Annotated in this window: 21 protein-coding genes; 8 read left to right on the forward strand and 13 right to left on the reverse strand. The window is 71.9% G+C overall.

The genetic code is table 11. The features are described 5' to 3' along the window. Positions 1-42 precede the first annotated feature (42 nt). Positions 43-948, forward strand: coding sequence for an ADP-ribosylglycohydrolase family protein (locus NRK68_RS03625; protein WP_183065777.1), 906 nt, complete (start codon positions 43-45; stop codon positions 946-948). 132 nt (positions 949-1,080) lie between these two features. Further along, a complete protein-coding gene (locus NRK68_RS03630) occupies positions 1,081-1,836 on the forward strand; it encodes a response regulator (protein ID WP_183065776.1) in 756 nt (251 codons plus the stop codon). Between the two features lie 37 nt (positions 1,837-1,873). Here the strand turns inward: NRK68_RS03630 and NRK68_RS03635 are convergent, their stop codons facing one another. Together NRK68_RS03635 and NRK68_RS03640 are read right to left on the reverse strand one after the other, a co-directional pair. Further along, entirely contained in the window at positions 1,874-3,640 is a 1,767-nt protein-coding gene (locus NRK68_RS03635) for a sensor histidine kinase (RefSeq protein WP_183065775.1), read from the reverse strand. Between the two features lie 90 nt (positions 3,641-3,730). Continuing rightward, the gene (locus tag NRK68_RS03640; RefSeq protein ID WP_257854897.1) at positions 3,731-4,657 is read right to left on the reverse strand and encodes a universal stress protein; all 927 of its coding nucleotides are present in this window, start codon (positions 4,655-4,657) and stop codon (positions 3,731-3,733) included. A gap of 377 nt (positions 4,658-5,034) precedes the next feature. On the opposite strand from NRK68_RS03640, the gene NRK68_RS03645 reads away from it, so the two are divergent. Together NRK68_RS03645 and NRK68_RS03650 are read left to right on the forward strand one after the other, a co-directional pair. Then, a complete protein-coding gene (locus NRK68_RS03645; RefSeq protein WP_257854901.1) occupies positions 5,035-5,700 on the forward strand; it encodes a CBS domain-containing protein in 666 nt (221 codons plus the stop codon). Between the two features lie 52 nt (positions 5,701-5,752). Next, a complete protein-coding gene (locus NRK68_RS03650; protein ID WP_257854903.1) occupies positions 5,753-6,757 on the forward strand; it encodes an Acg family FMN-binding oxidoreductase in 1,005 nt (334 codons plus the stop codon). Positions 6,758-6,929: 172 nt separating this feature from the next. Here the strand turns inward: NRK68_RS03650 and NRK68_RS03655 are convergent, their stop codons facing one another. Next, positions 6,930-8,006 (reverse strand): alcohol dehydrogenase catalytic domain-containing protein, encoded by a 1,077-nt coding sequence (locus NRK68_RS03655; protein WP_257854904.1) that lies wholly within the window; start codon positions 8,004-8,006, stop codon positions 6,930-6,932. Between the two features lie 358 nt (positions 8,007-8,364). Here NRK68_RS03655 and NRK68_RS03660 point away from each other — a divergent pair, with 358 nt between their 5' ends. Continuing rightward, the gene (locus NRK68_RS03660; RefSeq protein ID WP_257854906.1) at positions 8,365-9,723 is read left to right on the forward strand and encodes an MBL fold metallo-hydrolase RNA specificity domain-containing protein; all 1,359 of its coding nucleotides are present in this window, start codon (positions 8,365-8,367) and stop codon (positions 9,721-9,723) included. A 1,388-nt stretch (positions 9,724-11,111) separates the two neighbouring features. Here NRK68_RS03660 and NRK68_RS03665 read toward each other — a convergent pair. Both NRK68_RS03665 and NRK68_RS03670 read right to left on the reverse strand, forming a co-directional pair. Then, positions 11,112-11,825, reverse strand: coding sequence for a DUF6308 family protein (locus NRK68_RS03665; RefSeq protein WP_220818758.1), 714 nt, complete (start codon positions 11,823-11,825; stop codon positions 11,112-11,114). Between the two features lie 166 nt (positions 11,826-11,991). Further along, positions 11,992-13,182 (reverse strand): acyl-CoA dehydrogenase family protein, encoded by a 1,191-nt coding sequence (locus NRK68_RS03670; protein ID WP_257854909.1) that lies wholly within the window; start codon positions 13,180-13,182, stop codon positions 11,992-11,994. Between the two features lie 181 nt (positions 13,183-13,363). On the opposite strand from NRK68_RS03670, the gene NRK68_RS03675 reads away from it, so the two are divergent. Continuing rightward, on the forward strand, positions 13,364-13,918 hold the full coding sequence (locus NRK68_RS03675) for a DinB family protein (protein WP_183065768.1): 555 nt from the start codon (positions 13,364-13,366) through the stop codon (positions 13,916-13,918). Between the two features lie 18 nt (positions 13,919-13,936). Here the strand turns inward: NRK68_RS03675 and NRK68_RS03680 are convergent, their stop codons facing one another. The 3 genes from NRK68_RS03680 to NRK68_RS03690 are packed head-to-tail and all read right to left on the reverse strand — an operon-like array spanning position 13,937 to position 16,306. Next, a complete protein-coding gene (locus tag NRK68_RS03680) occupies positions 13,937-14,551 on the reverse strand; it encodes a hypothetical protein (RefSeq protein ID WP_257854911.1) in 615 nt (204 codons plus the stop codon). A gap of 19 nt (positions 14,552-14,570) precedes the next feature. Continuing rightward, on the reverse strand, positions 14,571-15,407 hold the full coding sequence (locus NRK68_RS03685; protein ID WP_183065766.1) for a class II fructose-bisphosphate aldolase: 837 nt from the start codon (positions 15,405-15,407) through the stop codon (positions 14,571-14,573). Then, positions 15,404-16,306, reverse strand: coding sequence for an SIS domain-containing protein (locus NRK68_RS03690; RefSeq protein ID WP_183065765.1), 903 nt, complete (start codon positions 16,304-16,306; stop codon positions 15,404-15,406). Before NRK68_RS03690 ends, NRK68_RS03685 begins: the two co-directional genes overlap by 4 nt. A 176-nt stretch (positions 16,307-16,482) precedes the next feature. On the opposite strand from NRK68_RS03690, the gene NRK68_RS03695 reads away from it, so the two are divergent. Further along, the gene (locus NRK68_RS03695) at positions 16,483-17,262 is read left to right on the forward strand and encodes a DeoR/GlpR family DNA-binding transcription regulator (protein WP_183065764.1); all 780 of its coding nucleotides are present in this window, start codon (positions 16,483-16,485) and stop codon (positions 17,260-17,262) included. Between the two features lie 111 nt (positions 17,263-17,373). Here NRK68_RS03695 and NRK68_RS03700 read toward each other — a convergent pair whose 3' ends face one another. From NRK68_RS03700 to tdh, 3 genes are all read right to left on the reverse strand, one after another. Then, positions 17,374-18,288: a LysR family transcriptional regulator gene (locus NRK68_RS03700; protein WP_183065763.1), complete on the reverse strand. Its 915-nt coding sequence runs from the start codon at positions 18,286-18,288 to the stop codon at positions 17,374-17,376. Between the two features lie 30 nt (positions 18,289-18,318). Further along, on the reverse strand, positions 18,319-19,527 hold the full coding sequence (locus NRK68_RS03705) for a glycine C-acetyltransferase (protein ID WP_183065762.1): 1,209 nt from the start codon (positions 19,525-19,527) through the stop codon (positions 18,319-18,321). 117 nt (positions 19,528-19,644) lie between these two features. Continuing rightward, positions 19,645-20,673, reverse strand: a complete 1,029-nt coding sequence (tdh, locus tag NRK68_RS03710; protein ID WP_183065761.1) for an L-threonine 3-dehydrogenase — start codon at positions 20,671-20,673, stop codon at positions 19,645-19,647. Positions 20,674-20,871: 198 nt separating this feature from the next. Here tdh and NRK68_RS03715 point away from each other — a divergent pair, with 198 nt between their 5' ends. Further along, positions 20,872-21,780, forward strand: a complete 909-nt coding sequence (locus tag NRK68_RS03715; protein WP_257854914.1) for an alpha/beta hydrolase fold domain-containing protein — start codon at positions 20,872-20,874, stop codon at positions 21,778-21,780. A gap of 189 nt (positions 21,781-21,969) precedes the next feature. Here NRK68_RS03715 and NRK68_RS03720 read toward each other — a convergent pair whose 3' ends face one another. Together NRK68_RS03720 and NRK68_RS03725 are read right to left on the reverse strand one after the other, a co-directional pair. Then, a complete protein-coding gene (locus NRK68_RS03720; protein ID WP_183065760.1) occupies positions 21,970-22,707 on the reverse strand; it encodes a class I SAM-dependent methyltransferase in 738 nt (245 codons plus the stop codon). A 121-nt stretch (positions 22,708-22,828) separates the two neighbouring features. Then, on the reverse strand, positions 22,829-22,951 hold the full coding sequence (locus NRK68_RS03725; protein ID WP_257857988.1) for a hypothetical protein: 123 nt from the start codon (positions 22,949-22,951) through the stop codon (positions 22,829-22,831). Positions 22,952-23,086 lie beyond the last annotated feature (135 nt).

Here is a 23,086-nt window from a genome sequence, read left to right on the forward strand (position 1 = left end):
AACGCGGTGCCGGGGGCGCCGCCGCCTTGTGATACTGGTCCGGTGATCAACTTGCCCGTCCCCGCACTCGACTCGCTCTCCGGGCTCGCCTTCGGCGATGCCTTCGGTGAGCGCTGGTTCGGCATCCTGCGTCGCGAGGGTGAAGCGGCCCTGGAGGCACGGACCGTGCCCCCGGAGCCGCTGTGGGAGTGGACCGACGACACCACCCAGGCCCTCGTCCTGGTACGGGAACTCACCGAGGGCGGGGGCGCGATCGACCAGGACCGCCTGGCCCGCCGCCTCGCCGAGGCCTACGCCGACGACACGCACCGCGGCTACGGAGCCTCGATGCACGATGTGCTCCGCCGGATCGGCGAGGGCGAGCCCTGGCGGGAGGTGGTGGCCGGGCAGTTCGAAGGCCAGGGCTCCTGGGGCAACGGCGCGGCCATGCGCGTGGCCCCGCTCGGCGCCTGGCACTGCGCGGACCTCGACGCCGCCGCCGGGCTGGCCGCCGAGCAGAGCGTCGTCTCGCACCACCATCCGGAGGCGGTGGCCGGAGCGGTGGCCGTGGCCGTCGCCGCAGCGCTGGCGGCGCGCAGCCGGGGCGGGCCCGCGCCGGCCCGGCCGGACTTCCTCCACGAGGTCGCCGCACGGCTGCCCGACGGCGACGTCCGCTCGGGGATACGGATCGCGGCCCGGATGTCGCCGCGCGCCTCGGTCCGGCACGCCGCGGAGGTCCTGGGCTCCGGATACCGGATGTCCGGGCCCGACACCGTCCCCTACGCCCTCTGGTGCGCGGCGGGACACCTCGACGACCTGCACGAGGGCCTGTGGTCCACCGTCGCCGGGCGCGGGGACATCGACACCACCTGCGCCATCGCGGGCGGGGTGATCGCCGCTCGGACGGGGGTCGCCGCGCTCCCGCCCGCCTGGCACGCGGCCCGCGAACCGCTGCCCGGGCACGGCTGACACTGCGGCCACCGCGGTGGCCGGATCGCGCGTTGCGCCGCACCCGCGTGGGCCGGCCCCACGGGTGCGGCGCACGCCTCCCTGAGACAATACGGACGGAAGGTCACAGCAGGGTCCGAATCAGGGGCGACCATGTCCGACGATCCGAACGTCTCTCCCCGGACACCGATCAAGGTGTTCCTCCTCGACGATCACGAGGTGGTCCGGCGAGGGCTGCGGGACCTCCTCGACGCCGAACCGGACATCAGCGTCGTGGGTGAGGCGGGTACGGCCGAGCAGGCCCTCGCCCGCGGCCCGGCGCTGCGTCCGGACGTGGCCGTGCTCGACGTCCGGCTGCCCGACGGCGACGGCATCACCGTCTGCCGGGAGTTGCGCTCCCACATGCCCGCCCTGGCCTGCCTGATGCTGACGTCCTTCGACGACGAGGACGCCCTGCTGGACTCGATCATGGCGGGCGCGGCCGGATACGTACTGAAGCAGATCAAGGGCTCCGACCTGGTCTCCGCCGTACGCACCGTCGCCACCGGTCAGTCCATGCTCGATCCGGCCACCACCGCCCGGCTGATGCACTCCCTGCGGGCCCCGGAGGCTCCGAAGGAGCCGGAGGACGCCCGCCTGGCGGCTCTGACGGAACGGGAACGGGCCGTGCTGGAACTCATCGGCGAGGGACTCACCAACCGGCAGATCGCCAAGCGGCTCTACCTGTCGGAGAAGACCGTCAAGAACCACATCTCGCGGCTGCTGGGCAAGCTCGGCGTCGAACGCCGGGTGCAGGCGGCCGTGATCGCCGCACAGGTCCACGATCACGATCACGGTCACGACCGTGATCACGGCGACAGCCACGGCCTCGGCCACAACCCCGGGCACGGCGGCCCGTACGGTCCCTAGCCACGGCATCGCTCCCTGCGGCCCGTCCGGCCGTCGCTCACCCGGGCGGCGGCGTCGGTCCGGTCCCCGCTGGGGCCAGCGGCACCAGCCAGCGCAGGCGGGTGCCGTGCTCGCCCCGGCCCCGCGGGGCGACCGTCATCCGGCCCCCGAGACCCTCGGCGCGCTCGGCGATGTTGCGCAGCCCACTGCGCCGGCCGCCGCCTTCGGGCAGGCCGACGCCGTCGTCCACCACCTCCAGGGTCAGGATCCCGTCGCTCGCGGCGATCGACACGTCGACGCGGGTGGCGCGGGCGTGCCGGGCGACGTTGCTGAGGGCTTCGCCGATGACGGCGAGGACCTCGTCGGCCACGAGCGGCGGTACGTCGGTGTCGATCAGCCCCTCCATACGCAGGGCCGGGGCGAAGCCGAGGCATGCGGCGGCCTCGTCCAGAGCCTGCACGGCGCGCGCACGCAGCTTGGAGCCCACGGCCGGGGAGTCGTGCGCGCGGAGCCCGAAAATGGTGGACCGGATGATTTTGATGGTGGCGTCGAGGTCGTCGACCGCCCGGGCGAGCCGTTCGGAAGCCTCGGGGTGGTCGACGAAACGCCGGGCGCTCTGCAGGGTCATGCCGGTGGCGAAGAGTCGCTGGATGGCCAGATCGTGGAGGTCCCGGGCGATACGGTCGTGATCCTCCAGCATGCTCATCTGCTCGGCGTCCCTGCGCCGGTCCGCCAGCTCCAGGGCCAGAGCCGCCTGGCCCGCGAAGCCGGGCAGCGCGGCGACCTCCGCGGTGGCGAACCCCGCCCGCCCGCGGCGGCGGGCGAGCACCAGCACCCCGCTGAGTTTCTCCTTCGTGCCGACGGTGACGGCGACGGCCGGGCCGATGCCCTTCCAGCGTCCGGGCTGCACGGTGATCTGCCGGTCGTTCTCGACGTCCGCGACGGTGAGCGGGCCGTCCCGGTCCAGGGCGGCCCCGGCCAAGGTGCCCCGCGTACCGGGCAGCACGAGCCCACGGTGTGCTGCCGCTCCCTCCCCGCGGGCGAGGGAGCCGCGCAGGTCGCCGGCGGGGCCGAGGAGGTAGAAGACGCCCAGGTCGGCGCCGGTGATGTCCCTGGCCCGGTCCAGCATGCCGTCGAGGACCTCGTCGCGGGGCGTTCCGGAGAGCAGCGCGCTGGTGATGTCGGCGCTCGCCGTCAGCCAGCGTTCGCGCAGGCGGGCCTCCTCGTAGAGGCGGGCGTTCTCGATGGCGATGCCGGCGGCGACCGCGAGGGTGGACAGGACGGACTCGTCCTCGGCGTCGAAGTGGGCGCCTCCGCGCTTCTCGGTCAGGTAGAGGTTGCCGAAGACCGCCTCGCCGACGCGGATGGGGACGCCGAGGAAGGAGTGCATCGGGGGGTGGTGGGGCGGGAACCCGTACGAGGCGGGGTGCTCGGACAGCTCCGCGAGGCGCAGGGGTGCGGGGTGGCGGATCAGTTCGCCGAGGATGCCGTGGCCGGAGGGCAGGTCACCGATACGCGCGCGGAGTTCGTCGCTGATGCCGACGGGGAGGAACTCGGCGAGCTTCTTGCCGTCGCCGACGACTCCCAGAGCCCCGTACTCGGCGTCCACGAGGACGACGGCGGCCTCGACGATGCCGCGCAGCACCTGCGGCAGATCCAGCTTCCGGCCGACCGACATGACGGCTTCCAGGAGGCCGTTCAGCCGGTCACGGGCGCCTCTGACCTCGTCTATACGTACCTGGAGCTCGTCCTGGAGTTCGTCGAGCAGCTCGTCCAGCCGCAGTCGCGGCACCCCGCCGCCGGTGGGCCTGCCGCCTTCGCTCATGCCCCACCTCCGGCCGGGGACAGCGGTGAGAGGACCACGTTGTCCACAGTAGTCCCGGCCGGAGGCGGTTTCCCGTCCAGTGCGGACGTGTCACCCCCCGGTCCGGCCGGCGGAGGGGTTGTGGGAGGGGGTGTCGGAGCGGGGGATGAGGAGGACCGGGCAGTGGGCGTGGTGCAGCACGCCGTGGGTGGCCCGGCCCAGGTTGCGGCCGAGTCCGAGCGGGGTGGGGGCGCGGCGGCCGCCCATGACCAGCAGGTCGGCGTGGCGGGAGGCCTCGACCAGGGCCCCGGCGACCGAACGGTTCTTCTCGGCGTCGCCCTCGACGGTCAGTTCGGGGAACTCCTCGTGGATCGTGTCGGTGACCAGGCGCAGGGTCTGCTCGTGTCCGCCGGCGATCTCGTCGACGCCGTCGAGCATGGTCACCACGTCGCCGACGGACCGGAGGATGTTCCACACGTGCAGCAGGCGCAGGGACGCCTTGCGCAGCTCGGCCTCCCGCGCCGCGTAGCGGGCGCACACCAGGTCCTGCTCGTCACGGACGGCGGCGAGAACGGTACCGCGCTCCTCGCCCGTGCCGATGTCGCGGACCACGACGACGGGGGTCTCGGCGACGGCCGCGATGCCGAGGCCGACGGAGCCGAGCAGGAGTGAGGTGAAGCCGCCCAGGCCGCGGTTGCCGACGACGACGGTGCCGTGCGCGCCGCCGGCCCGGTGCAGGGTGGTGACGGCGTCCGTGCGGCTGAACTCGGTGGACACGTCGAGGCCGGGGTACTCGGCGGTCACGGCCTTCGCCGTCGCGTCCAGCAGTTCACGGCCCTCGGCACGAACCTCTTCGACGGTCTCCGCCGGCAGGTACAGCGCCCTGCCGTCGGTGGCGGCGCCGAAGACGATGTGCAGGGGGCGGTCGCGGCGTACTGCCTCACCGGCGGCCCACAGGGCGGCAGCGCGCGCCTGCTCCGAGCCGTCCACGCCGACGACGACCGAGCTGGTGTCCGGGGTGCGGATGGTGCTTTCCACGATGACTCCCAACCGAGGGGCCGATGGATGACACCTCTCACGCTGGCACCGGAAGCGGGTGGGGAGGAGGGCCTCCCGGGACCCTTCCGGGACCGAAGGTTCCCCCTCCTTCCCTCCCCTCCCCTCCCCTCCCCCTCTCCCGCCCGCGCCCCGGCCCCGTACCACCGGGGCCGGGGCCGGGACCGGGGCCGGGGCCGGTCCCGGGGGCCCTTCCGGTCCCCGGACGGGACCGTTCGGCCCCTCGCTCCCCCGTCGGCTCCGGCGGATGCTGGGTGACGCATGCACCCCGCACAGCCGCTCGCGGCCGAACGGCACGCAAGACCCGGCACGCACGACACGACACCACACGACACGACACGGCAGAGCAGGAGAGCCCCATGCAAAGCCTCAAGGTGACGGACCTGATGAGCGACGAGGTCGTCTCCGTCGTTCCGGGAACCGCCTTCAAGGACGTCGCGAAGCTGCTCGCCCAGTACGACATCAGCGGTGTCCCCGTCCTGGACGACGAGGACCGTGTGGTGGGTGTCGTCTCGCAGACCGACGTACTGGCCCACGCCGGACCCGATCCGTACGCGTCGCCGGACGAGAGGCCCGCGGCCCGGCCGACCACGGCGGGCGAGATCATGTCCGCCCCGGCGATCACCGTCCTCGCCGACGGGACGGCGGCCGACGCGGCCCGGCTGATGACCCGCCGCGGCATCGAGCGGCTGCCCGTCGTGGACGAGGAGGACCGGCTGGTCGGCATCATCACCCGCCGGGACCTGCTCCGCATGTTCCTGCGCCCGGACTCCGAGATACGCCGACGGGTCCAGGAGGTCCTGAGGGACGTGGCGGACGTACCGACCGCCGACGTCGAAGTGCACGTGGTGGACGGCATCGTCACCCTCGACGGCACCGTTCCGCGCCGCAGCCGGCTGCCCGTGATCCTCTCTCTCGTCGAACGGATCGACGGCGTCGTGGCCGTGGCGTCACGCCTGACGGCCCGCACCGACGACGAGGAGAGCACCGGCGTCGGCAACGTCCGCCACGCGATGCCGTGGTGACCTCCGGCCGCCGGCCGGACACCCGAAGGAACGCACGGACAGGACGATTCCCATGAGCGCATCCCACGTCGACGCGGACACCGCCGCCCGGCTCGTGGCGGACGCCGTCACGGCCCCCTCGATGCACAACGCGCAGCCCTGGCGGTTCCTCCTGCACTCGGCGGCCGGCACCCTCGAACTGCGCGGCGATCCGGAGCGTGCCATGACACGGACGGACCCCGATCACCGCGCCCTCCACCTGGGCTGCGCCGCGGCCCTGTTCAACCTGCGCGTGTCGGCGGCGTGGAACGGGCTCGGTGCCCACGTGGCCCTGCTGCCCGACCCCGCCGACCCGTGGCTGCTGGCCACCGTCGCCCTCGGGCCGCCCACGGAGGAGAACCACGAGCTCGCCGCGCTGCACGACGTGCTCCGGCGCCGGCACACCAGCCGCCATCCGTTCGGCGACGAGCGCGTTGCGCCCGCGCTGCTGGACGGCTTGCGGGCAGCCGCCCGTCTGGAGGGCTGCCGGCTGACCGTCCCCGACAGCTGGCACACCGAGACCGTGCTGGCACTCGTACGGGACGCGGAGCACCACGAGGAGATGGACCCGCTCGCCCGGGCGGAGACGGCCTCGTGGACCACCGGGGCGCCGGACGCGTCTCCCACGACCCCGACGACGCGGGACGACGGGATTCCCGCCGCGGCGTTCGGTCCCCGGAGCTCCGGTGCGGCGACGGCGCCCGTACGCGACTTCGGCCGGGCCCACCCGGTCCCGGACCGCGGCTGGGCCGTCTTCGAGAAGCACCCGCAGCTCGCCCTGCTCGGCACGCCGGGCGACACCCCGGCCGACTGGCTGCGGGCCGGCCAGGCACTCGAGCGCGTACTCCTGCGGGCCACCGCCGACGGCCTCGCCACGTCGATGACCTCGCAGCCCCTCGAATGGCCGGAACTCCGCTGGACGGTCCGCGATCCGCTGGCCTCCGTGGGCCACGTCCAGATGGTGGTGCGGCTCGGCTACGGCCCGTCGGGAGCGGCCACGCCGCGTCGCCCGGTGAAGGAGGTCCTGGAGATCCGGTGACGCACCGGGCACCCGGCTCATCGGCCGTCGTGCGACGAGCGGTGAGCCGGGCGGGGCGGGGCGGGGGTTCTACGGTGAGCCTGCTCCTGAGCACGATCAGTGCTCCTGAGGGCGATCAGCGGTCCTGAGCCCGATCAGTGCTCGGGAAGGTGATCAGTGCTCCTGATGGTGATCACTGTTCTTGGGGCGGTACGGCGACCGTGTCGTGCCGTGCTGCGCCGAGGACGACCTTGAGGGCGCCGGTGTCACCGGCCCGGGAGAAGACGTCGTACGCCTCCGCCATCTTGTCCAGCTCGAACCGGTGGGTGACCATCGCCGCCCCCGGCAGCCGGCCCGCGGCCATCATGCGGAGCAGGACGGGCGTCGAGTGGGTGTCGACGAGGCCGGTGGTGATGGTGACGTCCTTGATCCACAGGTCTTCGAGGTGGAGGGTCGCGGGCTTGCCGTGGACGCCGATGTTGGCGACGCGGCCGCCGGGCCGGACCATGCGGGTGCACATCTCGAAGGCCTCCGGCACGCCGACGGCCTCGACGACCACGTCCGCGCCGAGCCCGTCGGTCAGGTCCTCCACCAGCTTCTCGGGCCCCTCCTCGGCGCCGACGGTGGCGTCGGCACCGAGGTCGCGGGCGGCGGCGAGCCGGGAGGCGGCCAGGTCGACGGCGATGACCCGGTACGGGCTGCAGAGCGAGGCGGTGGCGATGACCGCGAGGCCGATGGGGCCCGCGCCCACCACGACGACGGTGTCGCCGGGGCGTACGTTGCCGTTGAGGACGCCCACCTCGTAGGCGGTCGGGAAGATGTCCGCGAGCAGCACCGCCTCGTCGCTCGGCAGGGTGCTGGGCAGGGGGTGCACGGACAGGTCGGCGAAGGGGACGCGTACGTACTCGGCCTGGGTGCCGTCCATGGTGTGGCCCAGGACCCAGCCGCCGCCCTCGCGGCACTGTCCGTAGCGGGCCTCGCGGCAGAAGCGGCAGCGGCCGCATGCCGAGATGCAGGAGATCAGCACCCGGTCGCCCGGGCGTACGGTGCGGACGTCGCCGCCCGTCTCGACGACGGTGCCCACGGCCTCGTGGCCGAGGACGCGGCCCGGGCTGACCTCGGGGACGTCGCCCTTGACGATGTGCAGGTCGGTGCCGCAGATCGTGACGGCGTCGACGCGGACGATCGCGTCGGCGGCGTCCTTGATCGCGGGGTCCGGGACGTCCTGCCAGGAGGTCTGTCCGGGCCCGTGGAAGACGAGTGCCTTCATGGCGCGGCCTTCTCTCTGTGTGCGGTACGAAAAGGGGTTCACGGCCAGGCTGTTCCCGTGCGCCCCCGCCCCGCTTGGGCCGGTCGGCCCTTTGCCTGGCCCGGTCGGACCCCTCCCGCGGAGCCGGGCCGGTGCCACGCTGGACAGCGGCACCCGTCCCGAAAGGAGGGCCGCTGCCGTGTCCCAGTCACCCATGTCCCAGTCACCCACGCCCCAGTCACCCACGTCACCCACGCCGCAGTCACCCCTGTCCCGGCCGTCTTTGCCCCGGCCATCGGCGACCCGGCCATCGGCGTCCCCCTCGGCCCACGCCCGCGCGGCGGCCCCGCGCCCGGCCCTGCTGTCCTTCCTCGGCGGCGTGCGTACGGTCACCGGGAGCAAGTTCCTCGTCGAGAGCGACCACGCCCGGATCCTCGTCGACTGCGGGCTCTTCCAGGGTGTCGCGGACCTGCGCCGCCGGAACTGGCGCACGCTTCCGTGCGACGCGTCCGACATCCACGCCGTCGTCGTCACCCACGCCCACCTGGACCACTGCGGCTACCTGCCGCGCCTGGTCCGGCACGGCTTCCGCGGGCCCATCCTGACCAGCGCCGCCACCGCCCGGCTGGCCGAGATCGTGCTCCGGGACAGCGCGCGCCTGCAGATGGAGGCCGCCGAGCACGCCAACCGGCACGGCTGGTCCAAGCACCGGCCCGCCAGGCCGCTCTACGACGATGACGACGTCGACCACACGGTGAAGTTCTTCGACCCGGTCCCCGTGGGCAGCGAAGTGGAGATCATGGCCGGGACGCGACTCACGCTCCACCACGGAGGCCACATCCTCGGCTCCGCCTGGGCCCATCTGACCCTGGAGGACGGCCACACCCTCGCCGTCAGTGGGGACCTCGGCCGCCCTGGGCACCCGCTCCTCCTGCCGCCCGAACCGTTCACCGGCGCCGACGTCCTGCTCATGGAGTCGACGTACGGCGACCGGCACCACGACCACGAAACCGCGCGACGCGAATTCGCCTCGGTGATCACCCGGACGCTGTCCCGTGGCGGCACGGTCGTCATCCCGGCCTTCGCCATCGACCGCACCGAAGTCGTTCTGCACGAACTGGCCGCCCTGCGCGCCGACGGCACGCTGCCCCGCCACGCCCCCGTCTACGTCGACAGCCCCATGGCGCTGGCGGCCCTCGACGTCTACCGCAACGCCGTCCGGTCGCACTCCCCCGAGCTCCGGCCGGGGATCGTCGCCGCCGGCGAGGCCGCGATCAGCCCGGAGCCCTTCCTGGCGGCCCGGACGGTGCAGGAGTCGATCGACATCAACAACACCACCGGCCCGGCGGTCATCGTCTCCTCCGCCGGGATGGCCACCGGCGGCCGCGTCCTGCACCACCTCCACCGGGTCCTGCCCGACCCGCGCAACGCCGTCGTCATCGTCGGCTTCGCCGCGGCGGGCACCCGTGCCCGTGACCTGGTGGACGGTGCCCGCGCGCTCAAGATGTTCGGCGAGTACGTCCCCGTACGCGCCGAGGTCGCCGACGTACCGCACTTCTCCGCCCACGCCGACGCCGGACAGATCATCGACTGGCTGCGCACCGCCCCTCCCCCGCACACCACCTACCTCGTGCACGGCGAGGAGACCGCCTCCGAGACCCTGCGGGAGCGCATCGAGGCCGAGCTGGGCTGGACGGCCGTCGTCCCCAAGTCCGGCGAAGCAGTCCTGGTCCGCTGAAGCTCGCTACCCGCGGGGGGGGGGGGGAGGGGGGGGGGGGGGGGGAGGGGGGGGGGGGGGGGGGGGGGGGGGGGGGGGGGGGGGGGGGGGGGGGGGGGGGGGGGGGCGGGGTGGGGGGGGGGGGGGGGGGGGGGGGGGGGGGGGGGGGGGGGGGGGGGGGGGGGGAAAAAAGAATAAATATGGTGGGTTAATATGGAAGAAGAATAAAAGAATAAGTAGAAAGGTAGGAATGGTAATAAAAGGGGAGGAGATGGATAAAAGGAGTAAAGGGGGGGATGTATGCGAAGAAGAGTGGGTGAGATGGTTTGGGTAGAGAGAAAAGGATGAGGTGGAGTGGAAGGTAAGGGAGGAGGGGGATAAGTGAAGGTAAGGAGAAATTGTGGTGGGAATAGTGGATAGGGGAAAGATGGAGAGTTATGGTGGAAAGGAGGAGGAGGTATTAATAATTTAAGGAGAATAAGAAAAGGTGGGTAAGATTGTAATAAAGAGGGATATGAAGGAAAAAGTAGAATAAAGAAAAAGGAAGAAAAAGATGGGAAGTAAGGAGTTGAATTTTAAAGAAAGGAGAAGTAGGAGTTACTGACACATTGGGGGGGAGTGGGGGGGGTAATAAGGGAGTAGAAGATTTGGGAGGAAGAAGGATGAGTAGTGGTATGGTAAGAATGTTGAAGAAGGTGAGGAGGATAAATAAGGGGGAAAGAGAGAATAGGGAAGGATATGAGAATGGAGAAATAGTGGAGAATTAAAGGTAGTATGTGGTAAGGTAAGGTGAAAGGGGGGAAGGTTAGGAAGATAAAGAGAAGAGTTGATGAGGTAGGAATAAGGAATAAGGATGGAGTATTTGTAGGAAAAGGAAGATGTAGGAAGAAGGAGGATTAGTAGAATGGGGAATGTATAGTATGAAGTCGGAGAGGAGTTATACTTAGGTAAAAGGGAAGTAGAGGAGTAAAAATATAAAGAAAGAGCAATCCATGCCAAGGTGCAGGAGTATACCGAACTGCAAAGTAGATCCGGCAAGAACGATGCAGTTGAAAGAAGAACAAATCGATGGTAAGAGAGGAGTAAGGTTAGAGGATACGGAGGAGGAAAACTCAAAGTACATAGAGTTACTGATAAGGTATTGCGACCTAGGAAAGAGAGAAGATAATAATGGGCTACTCAATCCAGGATAATTGACCGAGTATAAGATTGCAATATGCTCGGTCCGCGCTGCCCTCGATGAACCGCAGGACATCGATCAACGCCTCGGCCAAGGCACGAGTCAGCGACGGGTACGAGGACATCACGAAGGCTCCAGGAGATCGACGGCAAGTCCGGCCATCCCACCACGCACCACGGACCTCACAGCCGTGCGCGCACCAGGCCGTCCGGGCTGAGACCGCCGGACGTCAGGTCCCGATGCAGCCTCTCCGGCGGTGATCCGTACGGTGATGCATCCAGAGCACCACATCGCAGACCCGCAACGCGCTGACGGTCTCGGGGAGGCCGGCGGACTGCCGCAGGGATATCAGGGCGCGGTGCAGCTCATGCTCGTCGGCGCGCAGCGCTCCGTGCAGGGCAAGCCAGAGTGACTTCGGCCGACCAAGAACGCAGCGAACGACCTGGTCGTAGACGGGCAGCAGCCGCGGCCGCTTCCGGGCCAGGAGCTTGCCCGCCGTCACCCACCCGACTCCGGGCTGGTCACGGAGAAGGCACCAAGCCGTATGTGCCGACGACCCTTCGGCCAAGTCGGCAGCCTCGGCCTCGACCATGTCGATGTCGAAGCGAACGCTGCGCAACAACTCGGACAACCGGGCTCCAAGGGAGCCTTCAAGGAGGTCGAGGGCGACCTGCGCGGGAATCCTGACCGACAGCGTCTGCACAGCGATCAGGTCCTCCGCGGTCACTGTGTTCGCAACCGCCGGACGGTCCCCGCCGCCAGCCAGATGCTCGAAACGGCTACCCGTGAACGGCGCTGTCACATCGGGCAGGCCGGTGCCGAAGTAGCGTCGGAGATCCGGTTTGGCCTGATCAGAGGCGACGAGGCCGGCGAGTCGGTGACTGAACGACGCTTGACTCAACGCCGCAACCAGTCGGCGAGGCCCTCGGTAGTTGTCCAGCATGATTCCCTTCAGGAAGGGTTCCCGTCAGGGAGAAGACCACAGGCACCGTGCCGTCGTGAGCCGAAAACCGCCAGTACGACCGTCGTCGGCGTCAGCCCGACGTTCTCCCCTTTTACGCAACGACCCCGCTTGCACCCTCGCCGCGGCGACCGTGGGCCCAGACAGGTCAGCGGCGGACTCGGGGCATGCCCAGGCCTATCCAGGAGATGATCTCGCGCTGGATCTCGTTGTTGCCGCCGCCGAAGGTGAAGATGACCGCGCTGCGGTAGCCGCGTTCTAGTTCGCCGTGGAGGACCGCACCGGCCGAGCCGTCCTTGAGCGGGCCGGCCGCGCCCACGATCTCCATCAGCCAGGCGTACGCGTCGCGGCGTGCCTCGGAGCCGTACACCTTGACCGCTGAGGCGTCCTGCGGGGTGAGGGTGCCGGACTCGACCGCGTTGACCATCTGCCAGTTGAGCAGCTTCATCGCGTCGAGGCGGGCGTGGGTGCGGGCGAGGCGGCCGCGGACCCAGGACAGGTCGATGACCCGGCGGCCGTCCGCGAGCTTCGTCGAGGCGGCCCAGCGCTGCACGTCGTGGAGCGCCCGGATCGCCATCGTGCCGTGCGCGGCCAGGGTGACGCGCTCGTGGTTGAGCTGGTTGGTGATCAGCCGCCACCCCTTGTTCTCCTGGCCGACGCGGCGGGCCGCGGGGACACGGATGTCCTCGTAGTAGCTGGCCGTGGTGTCGTGGGAGGCGAGGGTGTTGATGAGGGTGCAGGAGTAGCCGGGGTCCGAGGTCGGGACGAGGAGCATGGTGATGCCCTTGTGGGCGGGGGCGTCCGGGTCGGTGCGTACGGCGAGCCAGACCCAGTCGGCGGTGTCGCCGTTGGTGGTCCAGATCTTCTGCCCGTTGACGACGTAGGTGCCGGTCTCCTCGTCGCCCTTGCGCACGGCCTTGCACGTGAGTGCGGCGAGGTCGGTGCCCGCGTCGGGCTCGCTGTAGCCGATGGCGAAGTCGATCTCCCCGGAGAGGATCCTGGGCAGGAAGTAGGCCTTCTGCTCGTCGGTGCCGAACTGCATGATGGTCGGCCCGACCGTGTTGAGCGCCATCAGGGGAAGCGGTACGACGGCCTGCGCGGCCTCGTCGAAGAAGATGAACTGGTCCATCGGGGTCATCCCGCGGCCGCCGTACTCCTTCGGCCAGCCGACGCCGAGCCAGCCGTCGGCTCCGAGCCTGCGGATGGTCTCCCGGTAGAACCGCTTCTGGGCGGCCGGGTCCTCGTAGCGGGCGTAGACGTCCTCGGGGACCAGCTCGGCGAAGTAGGCACGCAGCTCGGTGCGCAACCGCTGCTGCTCAGGCGTGTATTCGAGGTGCACGGCTCCTCCGGGAATCTCGCGGTCCAAGCCGGTCCAGCCGGTTCGCCGTGGTGGCGTAGTGGCGTGATGGCATGTGGCGTGTGGCATGCGGCCTGTGGCGGCGGTCAGATTAGAACCTGTTACAAGAATTGGGAAGGACCCGCGTGCCCGCCGTTCGACTCCGGCGGCCATACTCGCCACCATGACGATCCCACGGAGCAGAGCGGAATTCTTCGTCGAACCCGAACGCGACAGCCGCTTCACCGGGCCCGCGACCGGCGGCGAACGGCCCATGCTGGCCGCCTTCCTGACGGACCACCGGGCGACCCTGGAGCTGAAGTGCGCAGGACTTGGGCCCGAATTGGCGCGCCGCTCGGTGGAGCCGTCCACGCTTTCGCTGCTCGGACTGGTCCGGCACATGGCGGACGTGGAGCGCCGCTGGTTCCGGCAGGTCCTGGCCGGTCAGGACGCCCCGCCCCGCTTCTCCTCGCAGGGCGATCCCGACGGCGACTTCAACGGGGCGCGGCCCGACGATCCCGCCGCCGTCGAGGAGGCATGGGAGGCCTGGCGTGACGAAGTGGCCTTCGCGACACGCTTCGTGGCCGAGGCCCCGGACCTCGACGTCGAGGCCGACGACGTGTGGCGCGGCCGGGTGTCCCTGCGCTGGGTGCTGATCCACATGGTCGAGGAGTACGCCCGGCACAACGGCCACGCCGACCTGCTCCGGGAGCGGATCGACGGGGCCGTGGGCATCTGACCCCCGGGCATCGGCCCGTCAGGTGTAGACGTACAGGAGGTCGAAGCGGACGAGGTCCCGGGCCGTGTCGAAGAGGTACTCGCCCGACCGGTTCCCGTCGGCGCCCCCCTGGTTGGCGTGGGCGTCGAACTGCGGGCTGTGCTGCCAGGCCGCACCGGCGGGGAGGTACGGGGCCAGCGGGGCGGGCGGTTCGGAGGGCGCGGCAGCGGCCGTGGGTGTGGGCGTGAAGGCGTACTCCGCCCGGCCCGTGACCGCCGCCGCGCCACCGGCCGTCAGACGGGCGACGCCGACCAGCCGGATCCTCGAGTCGGGGCCCGGGATGGTGCGGCTGCCACCGGGCGGCTCGTCGATGTCGTAGCCGAGCCAGTGCGCCTCGACGAGGGTCCCCATGTACGGGCCGAAGCGCGCGTTCAGGGGTTTCAGGTCGGTGCGGACCTGTGGCCCGGGCCGGGCCGGTCCGGGCCGCACGGCGTAGGCCGTACCCGCGCCCACCGCCAGCAGCGGCACCCCTGCGATCAGCAGGAAGCGCCTGCGGTCGACCCGTCCCCGCCGTACCTGCTCTCCCCGCTCGCCCCGCTGCCCGGGCTGTCGCGGCTGCCCCAGCTGCCCCAGCTGTCCCCGCCGTACGTCCACGCCCGCCCCCGATGCCGGCTCAGTTCAGGGCGCCGATCATAGCTCTGGCCGTCGCCGTCATCGCCGTGCGGGCCGCCGTCAGGTACGGCCTGGGGTCCGCCGGGGTGAGGTGGGTGCGGATGGCATCCGTCATGGCGAGGTTCAGCGCGGTGCCGATGTTGACCTTGCGGATGCCGCCCGCGACGGCCGCCGCGAGTTCGGAGTCCGGCAGCCCGGACGAGCCGTGCAGGACGAGCGGCACCTCCACCGTCTTGGCCAGCCTGGCCAGCAGCGCATGGTCGAGGGCGGCGGTCCGGCTGGTCATCGCGTGGCTGCTGCCGATGGCGACGGCCAGGGCGTCGACCCCGGAGTCGGCGACGAACCGCCGCGCCTCGTCCGGGTCCGTACGGGCGCCGGGCGCGTGCGGGTCCGGCGGGGCGGCGCCGTCCTTGCCGCCGACCTCGCCGAGTTCGGCCTCGATCCACAGCCCGTTGGCGTGCGCCCAGTCGGCGGCCGAGCGGGTGGCCTCCAGGTTCTCGGCGTACGGGAGCTGCGCCGCGTCGTACATCACCGAGCTGTACCCCGCGTCGCAGGCCCGCCGCAGCAGCTCGGGGCTCTTGACGTGGTCGAGGTGCAGCCCGACGGGGACCCCGGCGGCCTCCGCGCAGGCGGCCGCGGCACGGGAGATGGGCAGCAGCTGCCCGCCGCGGAACTTCACGGCGTTCTCGCTCAGTTGGAGGATGACCGGCAGTCCGGCCGCCTCCGCGCCGGCCACGACGGCTTCGGCGTGCTCCAGCGTGATGATGTTGAAGGCGGCGACGGCGCGGCCCGCGCCGGCCGCCTCCCTGACCAGGGTGCCCGCGCAGACGAGGCTCATCGGACCGCCTCCTCGCCGGTGCTGAGGATGACCGAGCGGGTCAGATTGCGCGGCGCGTCGGGGTCCAGCCCGCGTTCGGCGGCCACGGCCAGGGCGAGGCGGTGTACGCGGACCAGTTCGGCGAGCGGGTCGAGCCGGCCGGCGACCCAGTGGCCGCCGGTCCGGCGGACCTGATCGGCGAGCCCGTCGGGGGCTTCGTCGAGCGACCAGGTGACGGTGCCGGGTCCGGAGATGCTGACCGGCCCGTGCCGGTACTCCATCGCCGGATAGGACTCGGCCCACGACAGCGAGGCCTCACGCATTTTCAGGGCCGCCTCGTGGGCGAGTCCTACGCTCCAGCCGCGGCCGAGGAAGGTGAACTGGCCCCGGCCCGCCAGTCCCGCGGGGAGCGGTTCCTCGAGGGCGGTGCGGGCGTCGGCGACGGCCGCGGGGCCGTGCAGCCCGAGGTGGGCGCGCAGCAGGGTGAGGGCGGTGGTCGCGAAGCGGGTCTGTACGACGGACCGTTCGTCGGCGAAGTCGAGGACGACGAGCTCGTCCGCGAGCGTCATCACCGGGGTCGCCGGATCGCCGATGACGGCGGTCGTGGGCACGCCCGTGTCCCGCAGCGCGGCCAGCAGGTCCAGCACCTCGGTGGTGGTGCCGGAGCGGGTGAGCGCCACGACCCTGTCGTAGCGGCGGTGGCGCGGGAACTCCGATGCGGGGAAGGCGTCGGTCTCCCCCTCCCCCGCCTCCTCGCGCAGTACGGCGGCAGCCTGTGCCATGTAGTACGAGGTGCCGCACCCGACGATCGCGGTGCGCTCCCCCGGCTGCGGGAGTACCGCCCGCCGGGCCGGGGCCAGTTCGGCGGCCCGCTCCCAGCATGCGGGCTGCGTGCCCAACTCGTACGCGACGTGACTCATACAGGCTCCCTCGTGCGACAGACGGATCTGAATGCGCTGAATGCGTTTTCCTGCAAGGTAGCGGGCCATTTCGCGCAACTTCAAGCAACCACGGGGTGTTCTGCCGGGTTAGTGTCGCCGGGAGCCCGACGGAGGCCACGGGACGAGCACGGAGCGAGCACGGGAGGGGGCGGCCGATGACCCGCAAGGAGCGCTGGCAGACACTGCTGGACCTGCTGGTGGAACGGGGCGAGGTGGAAGTGGAACCGGCGGCCGAGGCCCTCGGGGTGTCCGCCGCGACGATCCGCCGTGACCTCGACCAGCTCGCCGAGCAGCAGCTGCTGGTCCGCACGCGCGGCGGCGCGGTGCTCCACGGCGTGTCGTACGAACTCCCCCTGCGCTACCGGACGTCACGGCGCGCGGCGGAGAAGGGCCGCATCAGCGAGGCCGTCGCGGCGCTGGTCTCTCCGGGCGAGGTGATCGGCCTGACGGGCGGCACCACGACCACGGAGGTGGCGCGTGCCCTGGCCGGACGGCCGGACCTGGCACAGGGCTCGCCCGCGCTGACCGTGGTCACGAACGCGCTCAACATCGCGGGCGAGCTGGTGATCCGGCCGCAGTTCAAGATCGTGCTGACGGGCGGCGTGGCGCGGCCCCAGTCGTACGAACTGACGGGGCCGCTCGCCGAGCAGGTCCTCGGGCAGCTCGCCGTGGACACGGCGGTCCTCGGCGTGGACGGCTTCGATCCGCGCGACGGTGCGGCGACCCGGCACGAGGACGAGGCCTCGGTCAACCGCCTGCTGTGCGAACGCGCCCGCCGGGTGGTCGTCGCGGCCGACTCCAGCAAACTGGGCGTCCGCGCCTTCGCCCGCATCTGCGCCACCTCGGCCGTGGACGTCCTGGTGACGGACACCGGCCTCGCCCCGGCGGTGGCCGGGGCCTTCACCGCGGCGGGCGTCGAGGTGGTCACGGTGTGAGGGGCGGGGCGGAGACGGGGCGGGGTGGGGCAGGCGGAGGCGAGCGCAGGCGGGCACGGCACCCAGGCGGCCAGGGGCGGGTGCCGGCCTCACCGCCTCGCCACCACCCCCTCAGTGGGCCGGCAGGCGCTCGGATTCGCGGACCAGGGCCGCCAGGACGGGGGCGATCAGCGGGTGGGTCTCGGCTCCGCGGCGGGTGGCGGCGAAGACCCGGCGGGTGGCGGCCGGGCCGGCGACCGGGCGTACCTGGACCTCCTTGAGGTCCATGCCCCGCAGCGCGGAGCGCGGTACGAGGGCCACCCCGGCCCCGGCCCCGACCAGCGCCGTCACGGCGCGGAAGTCGTCGGAGGAGTGCGCGAACCGCGGCTGGAAGCCGGCCAGTTCGCAGGCGAGCAGCGTCACGTCGTGGCACGGGTTGCCCGGGTACTGGCCCACCCAGTCCGAGTCGGACAGGTCCGCCAGCGACACCGCGGGCAGGTCGGCCAGCGGGTGCCCCGAAGGCAGCACCGCGTCGAAGGGTTCCGCGTAGAGCGGGAGGACGGAGAGCCGGCCGTCGTCGGCGCCCGGCGCGCCCCGGTACTCGACCGCGAGCGCGAGGTCCGCCTCGCCGTCCAGCAGCAGCGGCAGGCTCTGGTCGCCCTCGGCGTCACGCACCCGCAGCCTGATACCCGGCCGCTCCAGGGCGAGCCGGGCGATGGCCGGGGCGAGCACCTCGGCGATCCCCGTGGCGAAGGCGGCCACGGTGACCTCGCCGGCCGAGCCGCCCGCGTACGCCGCGAGCTCGGCCTCCGCCCGCTCCAGCTGCGCCAGCACCTCATGGGCGTGGCCGAGCAGGATCTCCCCCGCCGCGGTCAGCCGTACGCCCCGGCCGCTGCGGGTGAGGAGCGCGTGTCCGGTCTCCTGTTCCAGCGCCGCGAGCTGCTGGGAGACGGCGGAGGGGGTGAGGTAGAGGGCTGCGGCCGCGGCGGTCACCGTACGGTGGTCCGCCACGGCCCGCAGGATGCGCAGCCGGCGGGGGTCGATCACCCCACCATTGTCTCAGGATGCGGAGGTCACTCAGGCCCCGGCGGTCTCCAGCGCCGCACGGGCGTCGACGAACGCTGCCACCGCGCGCTCGACGTCGGCCGTGGAGTGGGCCGCCGACAGCTGGACCCGGATGCGGGCCGCGCCCATGGGCACCACCGGGTAGGAGAAGCCGATCACGTAGACCCCGCGCTCCAGGAGCAGCTCGGCCATCCGGCCGGCCTCCGCCGCGTCGCCGATCATCACGGGGGCGATGGCGTGGTCGCCGGGCAGGATCTCGAAGCCGGCCTCCGTCATCTTGGTGCGGAAGAGCGCGGTGTTGGCGGCGAGGCGCTCGCGCAGGTCGCCCGCCGACTCCAGCAGGTCGAGGACCTTGAGGGAGGCCGCCGCGATGACCGGGGCGAGGGAGTTGGAGAAGAGGTACGGGCGCGAGCGCTGGCGCAGCAGCTCGACGATCTCGGCGCGCGCGGCGACGTAGCCGCCGGAGGCGCCGCCGAGGGCCTTGCCGAGGGTGCCGGTGATGATGTCGACGCGGTCCATGACGCCGTGCAGCTCGGGGGTGCCGCGGCCGCCGGGGCCGACGAAGCCGACGGCGTGGGAGTCGTCGACCATGACCATGGCGTCGTAGCGCTCGGCGAGGTCGCAGATCTCCTGGAGGGGGGCGACGTAGCCGTCCATGGAGAAAACGCCGTCGGTGACGATCAGCTTGCGGCGGGCGCCGCCCTCGGTCGCCTCCTTCAGGCGCGTCTCCAGCTCGGCCATGTCGCGGTTGGCGTAGCGGAAGCGGCGGGCCTTGGACAGCCGGATGCCGTCGATGATGGAGGCGTGGTTCAGGGCGTCGGAGATGACCGCGTCCTCGGCGCCGAGGAGGGTCTCGAAGACGCCGCCGTTGGCGTCGAAGCAGGAGGAGTAGAGGATCGTGTCCTCCTGGCCGAGGAAGGCCGAGAGGCGTGCCTCCAGCTCCTTGTGCACCTCCTGGGTGCCGCAGATGAAGCGGACGGAGGCCATGCCGTAGCCCCAGCGGTCCAGCGCGTCCTTGGCTGCGGCGACGACCTCGGGGTGGTCGGCCAGGCCCAGGTAGTTGTTGGCGCAGAAGTTGAGGACCTCGCCCGCGGTGCCGCCCGAGGTGACGGCGACGGCCGCGCTCTGCGGGGTGCCGATGACGCGCTCGGGCTTGTGCAGACCGGCGGAGCGGATCTCGTCGAGGGTGGTGCGGAGGTCGTCTCGGACGGTCTCGAACATGCTGCGTTCTCCTTGTGCGGCGGAGTGGGGCCGGGCCCCGCGGAGGGGGGAGGGTTGCGGGGCCCGGCCTCGGGGAGATGGTTCGTGGGTGGAAGGGGGCGTTCGGGCGGCGAGCCCCTACGCCGTCCAGTCCAGGATGATCTTGCCGCTGCGGGCGGTCGACGCCTCGTCGAAGGCGGCCTCGAAGTCGCGGTGCGAGTAGCGGCCGGTGATGACGGGGCTGAGGTCGAGCCCGCCCTCCAGGAGCACCGTCATCGCGTACCAGGTCTCGAACATCTCCCGGCCGTAGATGCCCTTGATCGTGATCATCGAGGTGACGACCTTCGCCCAGTCGACGGGGAACTCCGTCGCCGGCAGGCCCAGCATGGCGATCCGGCCGCCGTGCGTCATGTTGTCGATCATGTCGCGCATCGCCTCGGCGCGCCCGGACATCTCCAGGCCGATGTCGAAGCCCTCGCGCAGGCCGAGCTGCGTCTGGGCGTCGGCGATCGAGGACTCGGCGACGTTCACGGCGAGGGTGGCGCCCGCCTTGCGGGCGATCTCGAGCCGCTCGGGGCTGACGTCGGTGATGACGACGTTGCGCGCGCCGGCGTGCTTGGCGACGGCGGCCGCCATGATGCCGATCGGGCCGGCGCCGGTGATCAGTACGTCCTCGCCGACCAGCGGGAAGGAGAGCGCCGTGTGCACGGCGTTGCCGAAGGGGTCGAAGATCGCGGCGACGTCGAGGTCCACGGCGGTGCGGTGCACCCAGACGTTCTGCGCGGGCAGGACCACGTACTCGGCGAAGGCGCCGTCGCGGCCCACGCCGAGCCCGACCGTGCTGCGGCACAGGTGGCGGCGGCCGGCGAGACAGTTGCGGCACTTGCCGCACACCAGGTGGCCCTCGCCGCTGACCAGCGCGCCGAGCTCGATGTCGCGCACGTCCGCGCCGACCGCCGCGACCTCGCCGACGAACTCGTGGCCGAGGACGAGCGGGGTCCTGACCGCGCCCTGCGCCCAGCCGTCCCAGGAGCGGATGTGCAGGTCGGTTCCGCAGATGCCGGTGCGCAGCACCTTGATCAGCACGTCGCCGGGGCCGTACTCGGGCTCCGGAACGTCCATGAGCCACAGGCCGGGTTCGGCTTTGTGCTTGACGAGTGCCTTCATGGGTGGCTCCAGGCATGCGGAAGGGGGCGCCGGGAGCGTGCGGGGCTCCGGCGTCGGTGACGGGCACCAATCTGCCGATCACCGTGGTGATCAGTCCATCGAGACTTTCTTAAACAGGCCGACAGCGCAGCTTCACGAGCGTGTCTTCACGCCTATGCTCCTCCCTTGACGGGGCAGGGAAAAGGGGAGGTGAGGGGCGTGCCGAGTCTGCGCAGCAGGGCGCTTTCGGTCGCCATGGCCGTGGTGGGGCGGCGAAGACGGTCCGCGAGCGCCGAGGCGGTGCGCGACCGGGTGGCCTCGGCCGCCCGCCGGCCCGCGTCGCATCTGCCGCCGCGGCGGCTGGGCCGGGTCGCCGACATCTCCCGGACGTTCGTGGGTGCCTGGCCGGTGTACGACGTGTCCCCGCTCGGGGTGGAGCCGTCGGTGCAGGTGCTGTACGTGCACGGCGGGGACTACGTGGGCGAACTGGAGCGCCGGGACTGGGAGCTGGTGCGGACCCTGGTGACGCGGGCGCGGGCGCGGGTCGTCGTACCGGCGTACGTCCTGGCTCCGCGCGGGACCGCGGACCGGACCGTCCCGGTCGCCACCGATCTGCTGAGCGGGCTGATCGCGGGCGGCGGTGACGGCGGGACGGTGCTCATCGGCGATTCGGCCGGGGCGGGGCTCGCACTGGCGGCCGCGCAGCGGCTGCGTGACCGTGACGGCGAGCAGCCCTCGCGGATCGTGCTGCTCTCGCCCTGGCTGGACGTGACGATGAGCCATCCGGACCAGGCGGTGATCGAGGCGGCCGATCCGGTGCTGTCCCGTGCGGGGCTGATGGAGGCCGGGCGGCTGTACGCGGGGACGCTGGCCGTCGAGGATCCGCTGGTCAGCCCGCTGCGCGGGACGTTCGGGGGGCTGGCCCCGCTGACGGTGTTCAGCGGCACCCGGGACGTGCTGGCGACGGACAGCCGGGAGCTGGTGCGCCGGGCCCGCGCGGAGGGCGTCGTGGTGGAGTTCCATGAGGCGGCGGGGCTGCCACACGGGTACCCGCTGCTGCCGGTGCCCGAGGGGCGGGCGGCGCGCGACCGGATCGTCGAGCTGGTCCGGTCGGCTGCGGACCTGTGACGGCCGGGGCCGGGCGGGGCGTTCCCCAGCCGACCGGGCGGGGCGTTCCTGTGCCGGCCGGGGCCGGACGCCGCGTTCCCCAGCCGACCGGAGGCGGGCGCGGCGTTCCCGTGCCGGCCTGGCGTTGCGGACCGGGCCCCGGCCCGGGCCGGGTCGGCCCTGTTCCGGAGGGCGCCCGCGGTACATGCCTCAGGCCGTGCAGGTCATCAGCGAGCTGATCGGCCAGGCGCGGTAGGCCGTCCAGTAGGCCTCGTCGCGCACGGCGTCGGCGGGCGGGGTCCGGTTCGGCTGCCAGCCGACGGTGACGAAGCCCGCCTCGACGGCCGCTTCGGCGAGGTCCGCGTGGGCCCATTCGCGGAACTCGAAGGGCACCGGCGGCTCGGTCAGGAAGTGGGCCTTCAGCAGCGGTGCGTCGCCGTCGGGGACCCGGTCGAGGATCCGGACCCCGTACGGCGACCAGTCCACCCGCGGGAACGCCCCGGCATTGGGCACGATGGCGAGCAGCCGGCCGCCCGCACGCAGGTTGGCGCGAACGGAACGGAACATCGCGTGGAGGGCGCGGCGGTCGGGTGCGTAGCTGAAGACGTAGGCGGCGGTGGCGACGTCGAAGGGGCCGAGGTCGGGCAGGCCGGCGGCATCGGCGACGAGGTACTCGACGTCGGTGCGGTCCTTGGTCGCCTCGTGCGCGCGGGCCTGCCGGATCATCTCCTCCGAGACGTCCACGCCGACGGTCCGCCGGGCCCCGCCGCGGGCCAGCAGCCGGGTGTTGTAGCCGTATCCGCAGGCCAGGTCGAGGGCGTCGAGGCCGCGCAGGCCGCCCAGCGCGTCGAGGGCCCCGTGCAGGGTGTAGGTGTCGGCCGCGGAGAAGGCCGCCGTGGTCGTGGACTCCGCGTAGCGCTCGCCGATGGTGTCGTACTGGAACCGCATGCTCTGCCTTCCGGTGACCTGCCGCGGGGTGGGGGTGGGACGCGTGCGTATCGTGCCCCGCGGCGCGCGCGGGTGGCCGCCCGCACACCCGTGCGTCCCCCGGACGAGGGAAGCGGTCGGCCTATCGCTGCGCCTCCGCCTCCGCCCGCCCCTCCCCGCCCCCGGTCATCGGCTCGCGGGCGCGGGCGCGGGCGCGGAGCCAGCCGTGCGCCGGGTCGGCGTCGTGGCGCGGGTGCCGGGCCATGCCGAAGGGCAGGTTCGGCAGGTCGAGGGGGATTTCGAAGGTCTCTCCAGTCCGAGCGTGGCCGCAACGGCGCCCTGCTCGCCGGGCTCGGTCTGTTCGCGGCGGGCGCGGCCGTCGGCGCGCTCGCCGCGGCCC

Origin of the sequence: Streptomyces yangpuensis (assembly GCF_024666385.1) — a bacterium.
GTDB classification, from domain to species: Bacteria; Actinomycetota; Actinomycetes; order Streptomycetales; family Streptomycetaceae; genus Streptomyces; species Streptomyces yangpuensis.

Bases quoted from the DNA above. Each gene is read 5' to 3' on its own strand.
- NRK68_RS03685 (WP_183065766.1), bottom strand. From the start codon at position 15,407: ATGAGCCTCGTCTGCGCGGGCACCCTGGTCAGGGAGGCGGCCGGCGCG.
- NRK68_RS03655 (WP_257854904.1), bottom strand. From the start codon at position 8,006: ATGAAGGCACTCGTCTTCCACGGGCCCGGACAGACCTCCTGGCAGGAC.
- NRK68_RS03645 (WP_257854901.1), top strand. From the start codon at position 5,035: ATGCAAAGCCTCAAGGTGACGGACCTGATGAGCGACGAGGTCGTCTCC.
- NRK68_RS03630 (WP_183065776.1), top strand. From the start codon at position 1,081: ATGTCCGACGATCCGAACGTCTCTCCCCGGACACCGATCAAGGTGTTC.
- NRK68_RS03705 (WP_183065762.1), bottom strand. From the start codon at position 19,527: ATGTTCGAGACCGTCCGAGACGACCTCCGCACCACCCTCGACGAGATC.
- NRK68_RS03675 (WP_183065768.1), top strand. From the start codon at position 13,364: ATGACGATCCCACGGAGCAGAGCGGAATTCTTCGTCGAACCCGAACGC.
- NRK68_RS03650 (WP_257854903.1), top strand. From the start codon at position 5,753: ATGAGCGCATCCCACGTCGACGCGGACACCGCCGCCCGGCTCGTGGCG.
- NRK68_RS03690 (WP_183065765.1), bottom strand. From the start codon at position 16,306: ATGAGTCACGTCGCGTACGAGTTGGGCACGCAGCCCGCATGCTGGGAG.
- NRK68_RS03725 (WP_257857988.1), bottom strand. From the start codon at position 22,951: ATGGCCCGGCACCCGCGCCACGACGCCGACCCGGCGCACGGCTGGCTC.
- tdh (WP_183065761.1), bottom strand. From the start codon at position 20,673: ATGAAGGCACTCGTCAAGCACAAAGCCGAACCCGGCCTGTGGCTCATG.
- NRK68_RS03695 (WP_183065764.1), top strand. From the start codon at position 16,483: ATGACCCGCAAGGAGCGCTGGCAGACACTGCTGGACCTGCTGGTGGAA.
- NRK68_RS03665 (WP_220818758.1), bottom strand. From the start codon at position 11,825: ATGCTGGACAACTACCGAGGGCCTCGCCGACTGGTTGCGGCGTTGAGT.
- NRK68_RS03635 (WP_183065775.1), bottom strand. From the start codon at position 3,640: ATGAGCGAAGGCGGCAGGCCCACCGGCGGCGGGGTGCCGCGACTGCGG.
- NRK68_RS03720 (WP_183065760.1), bottom strand. From the start codon at position 22,707: ATGCGGTTCCAGTACGACACCATCGGCGAGCGCTACGCGGAGTCCACG.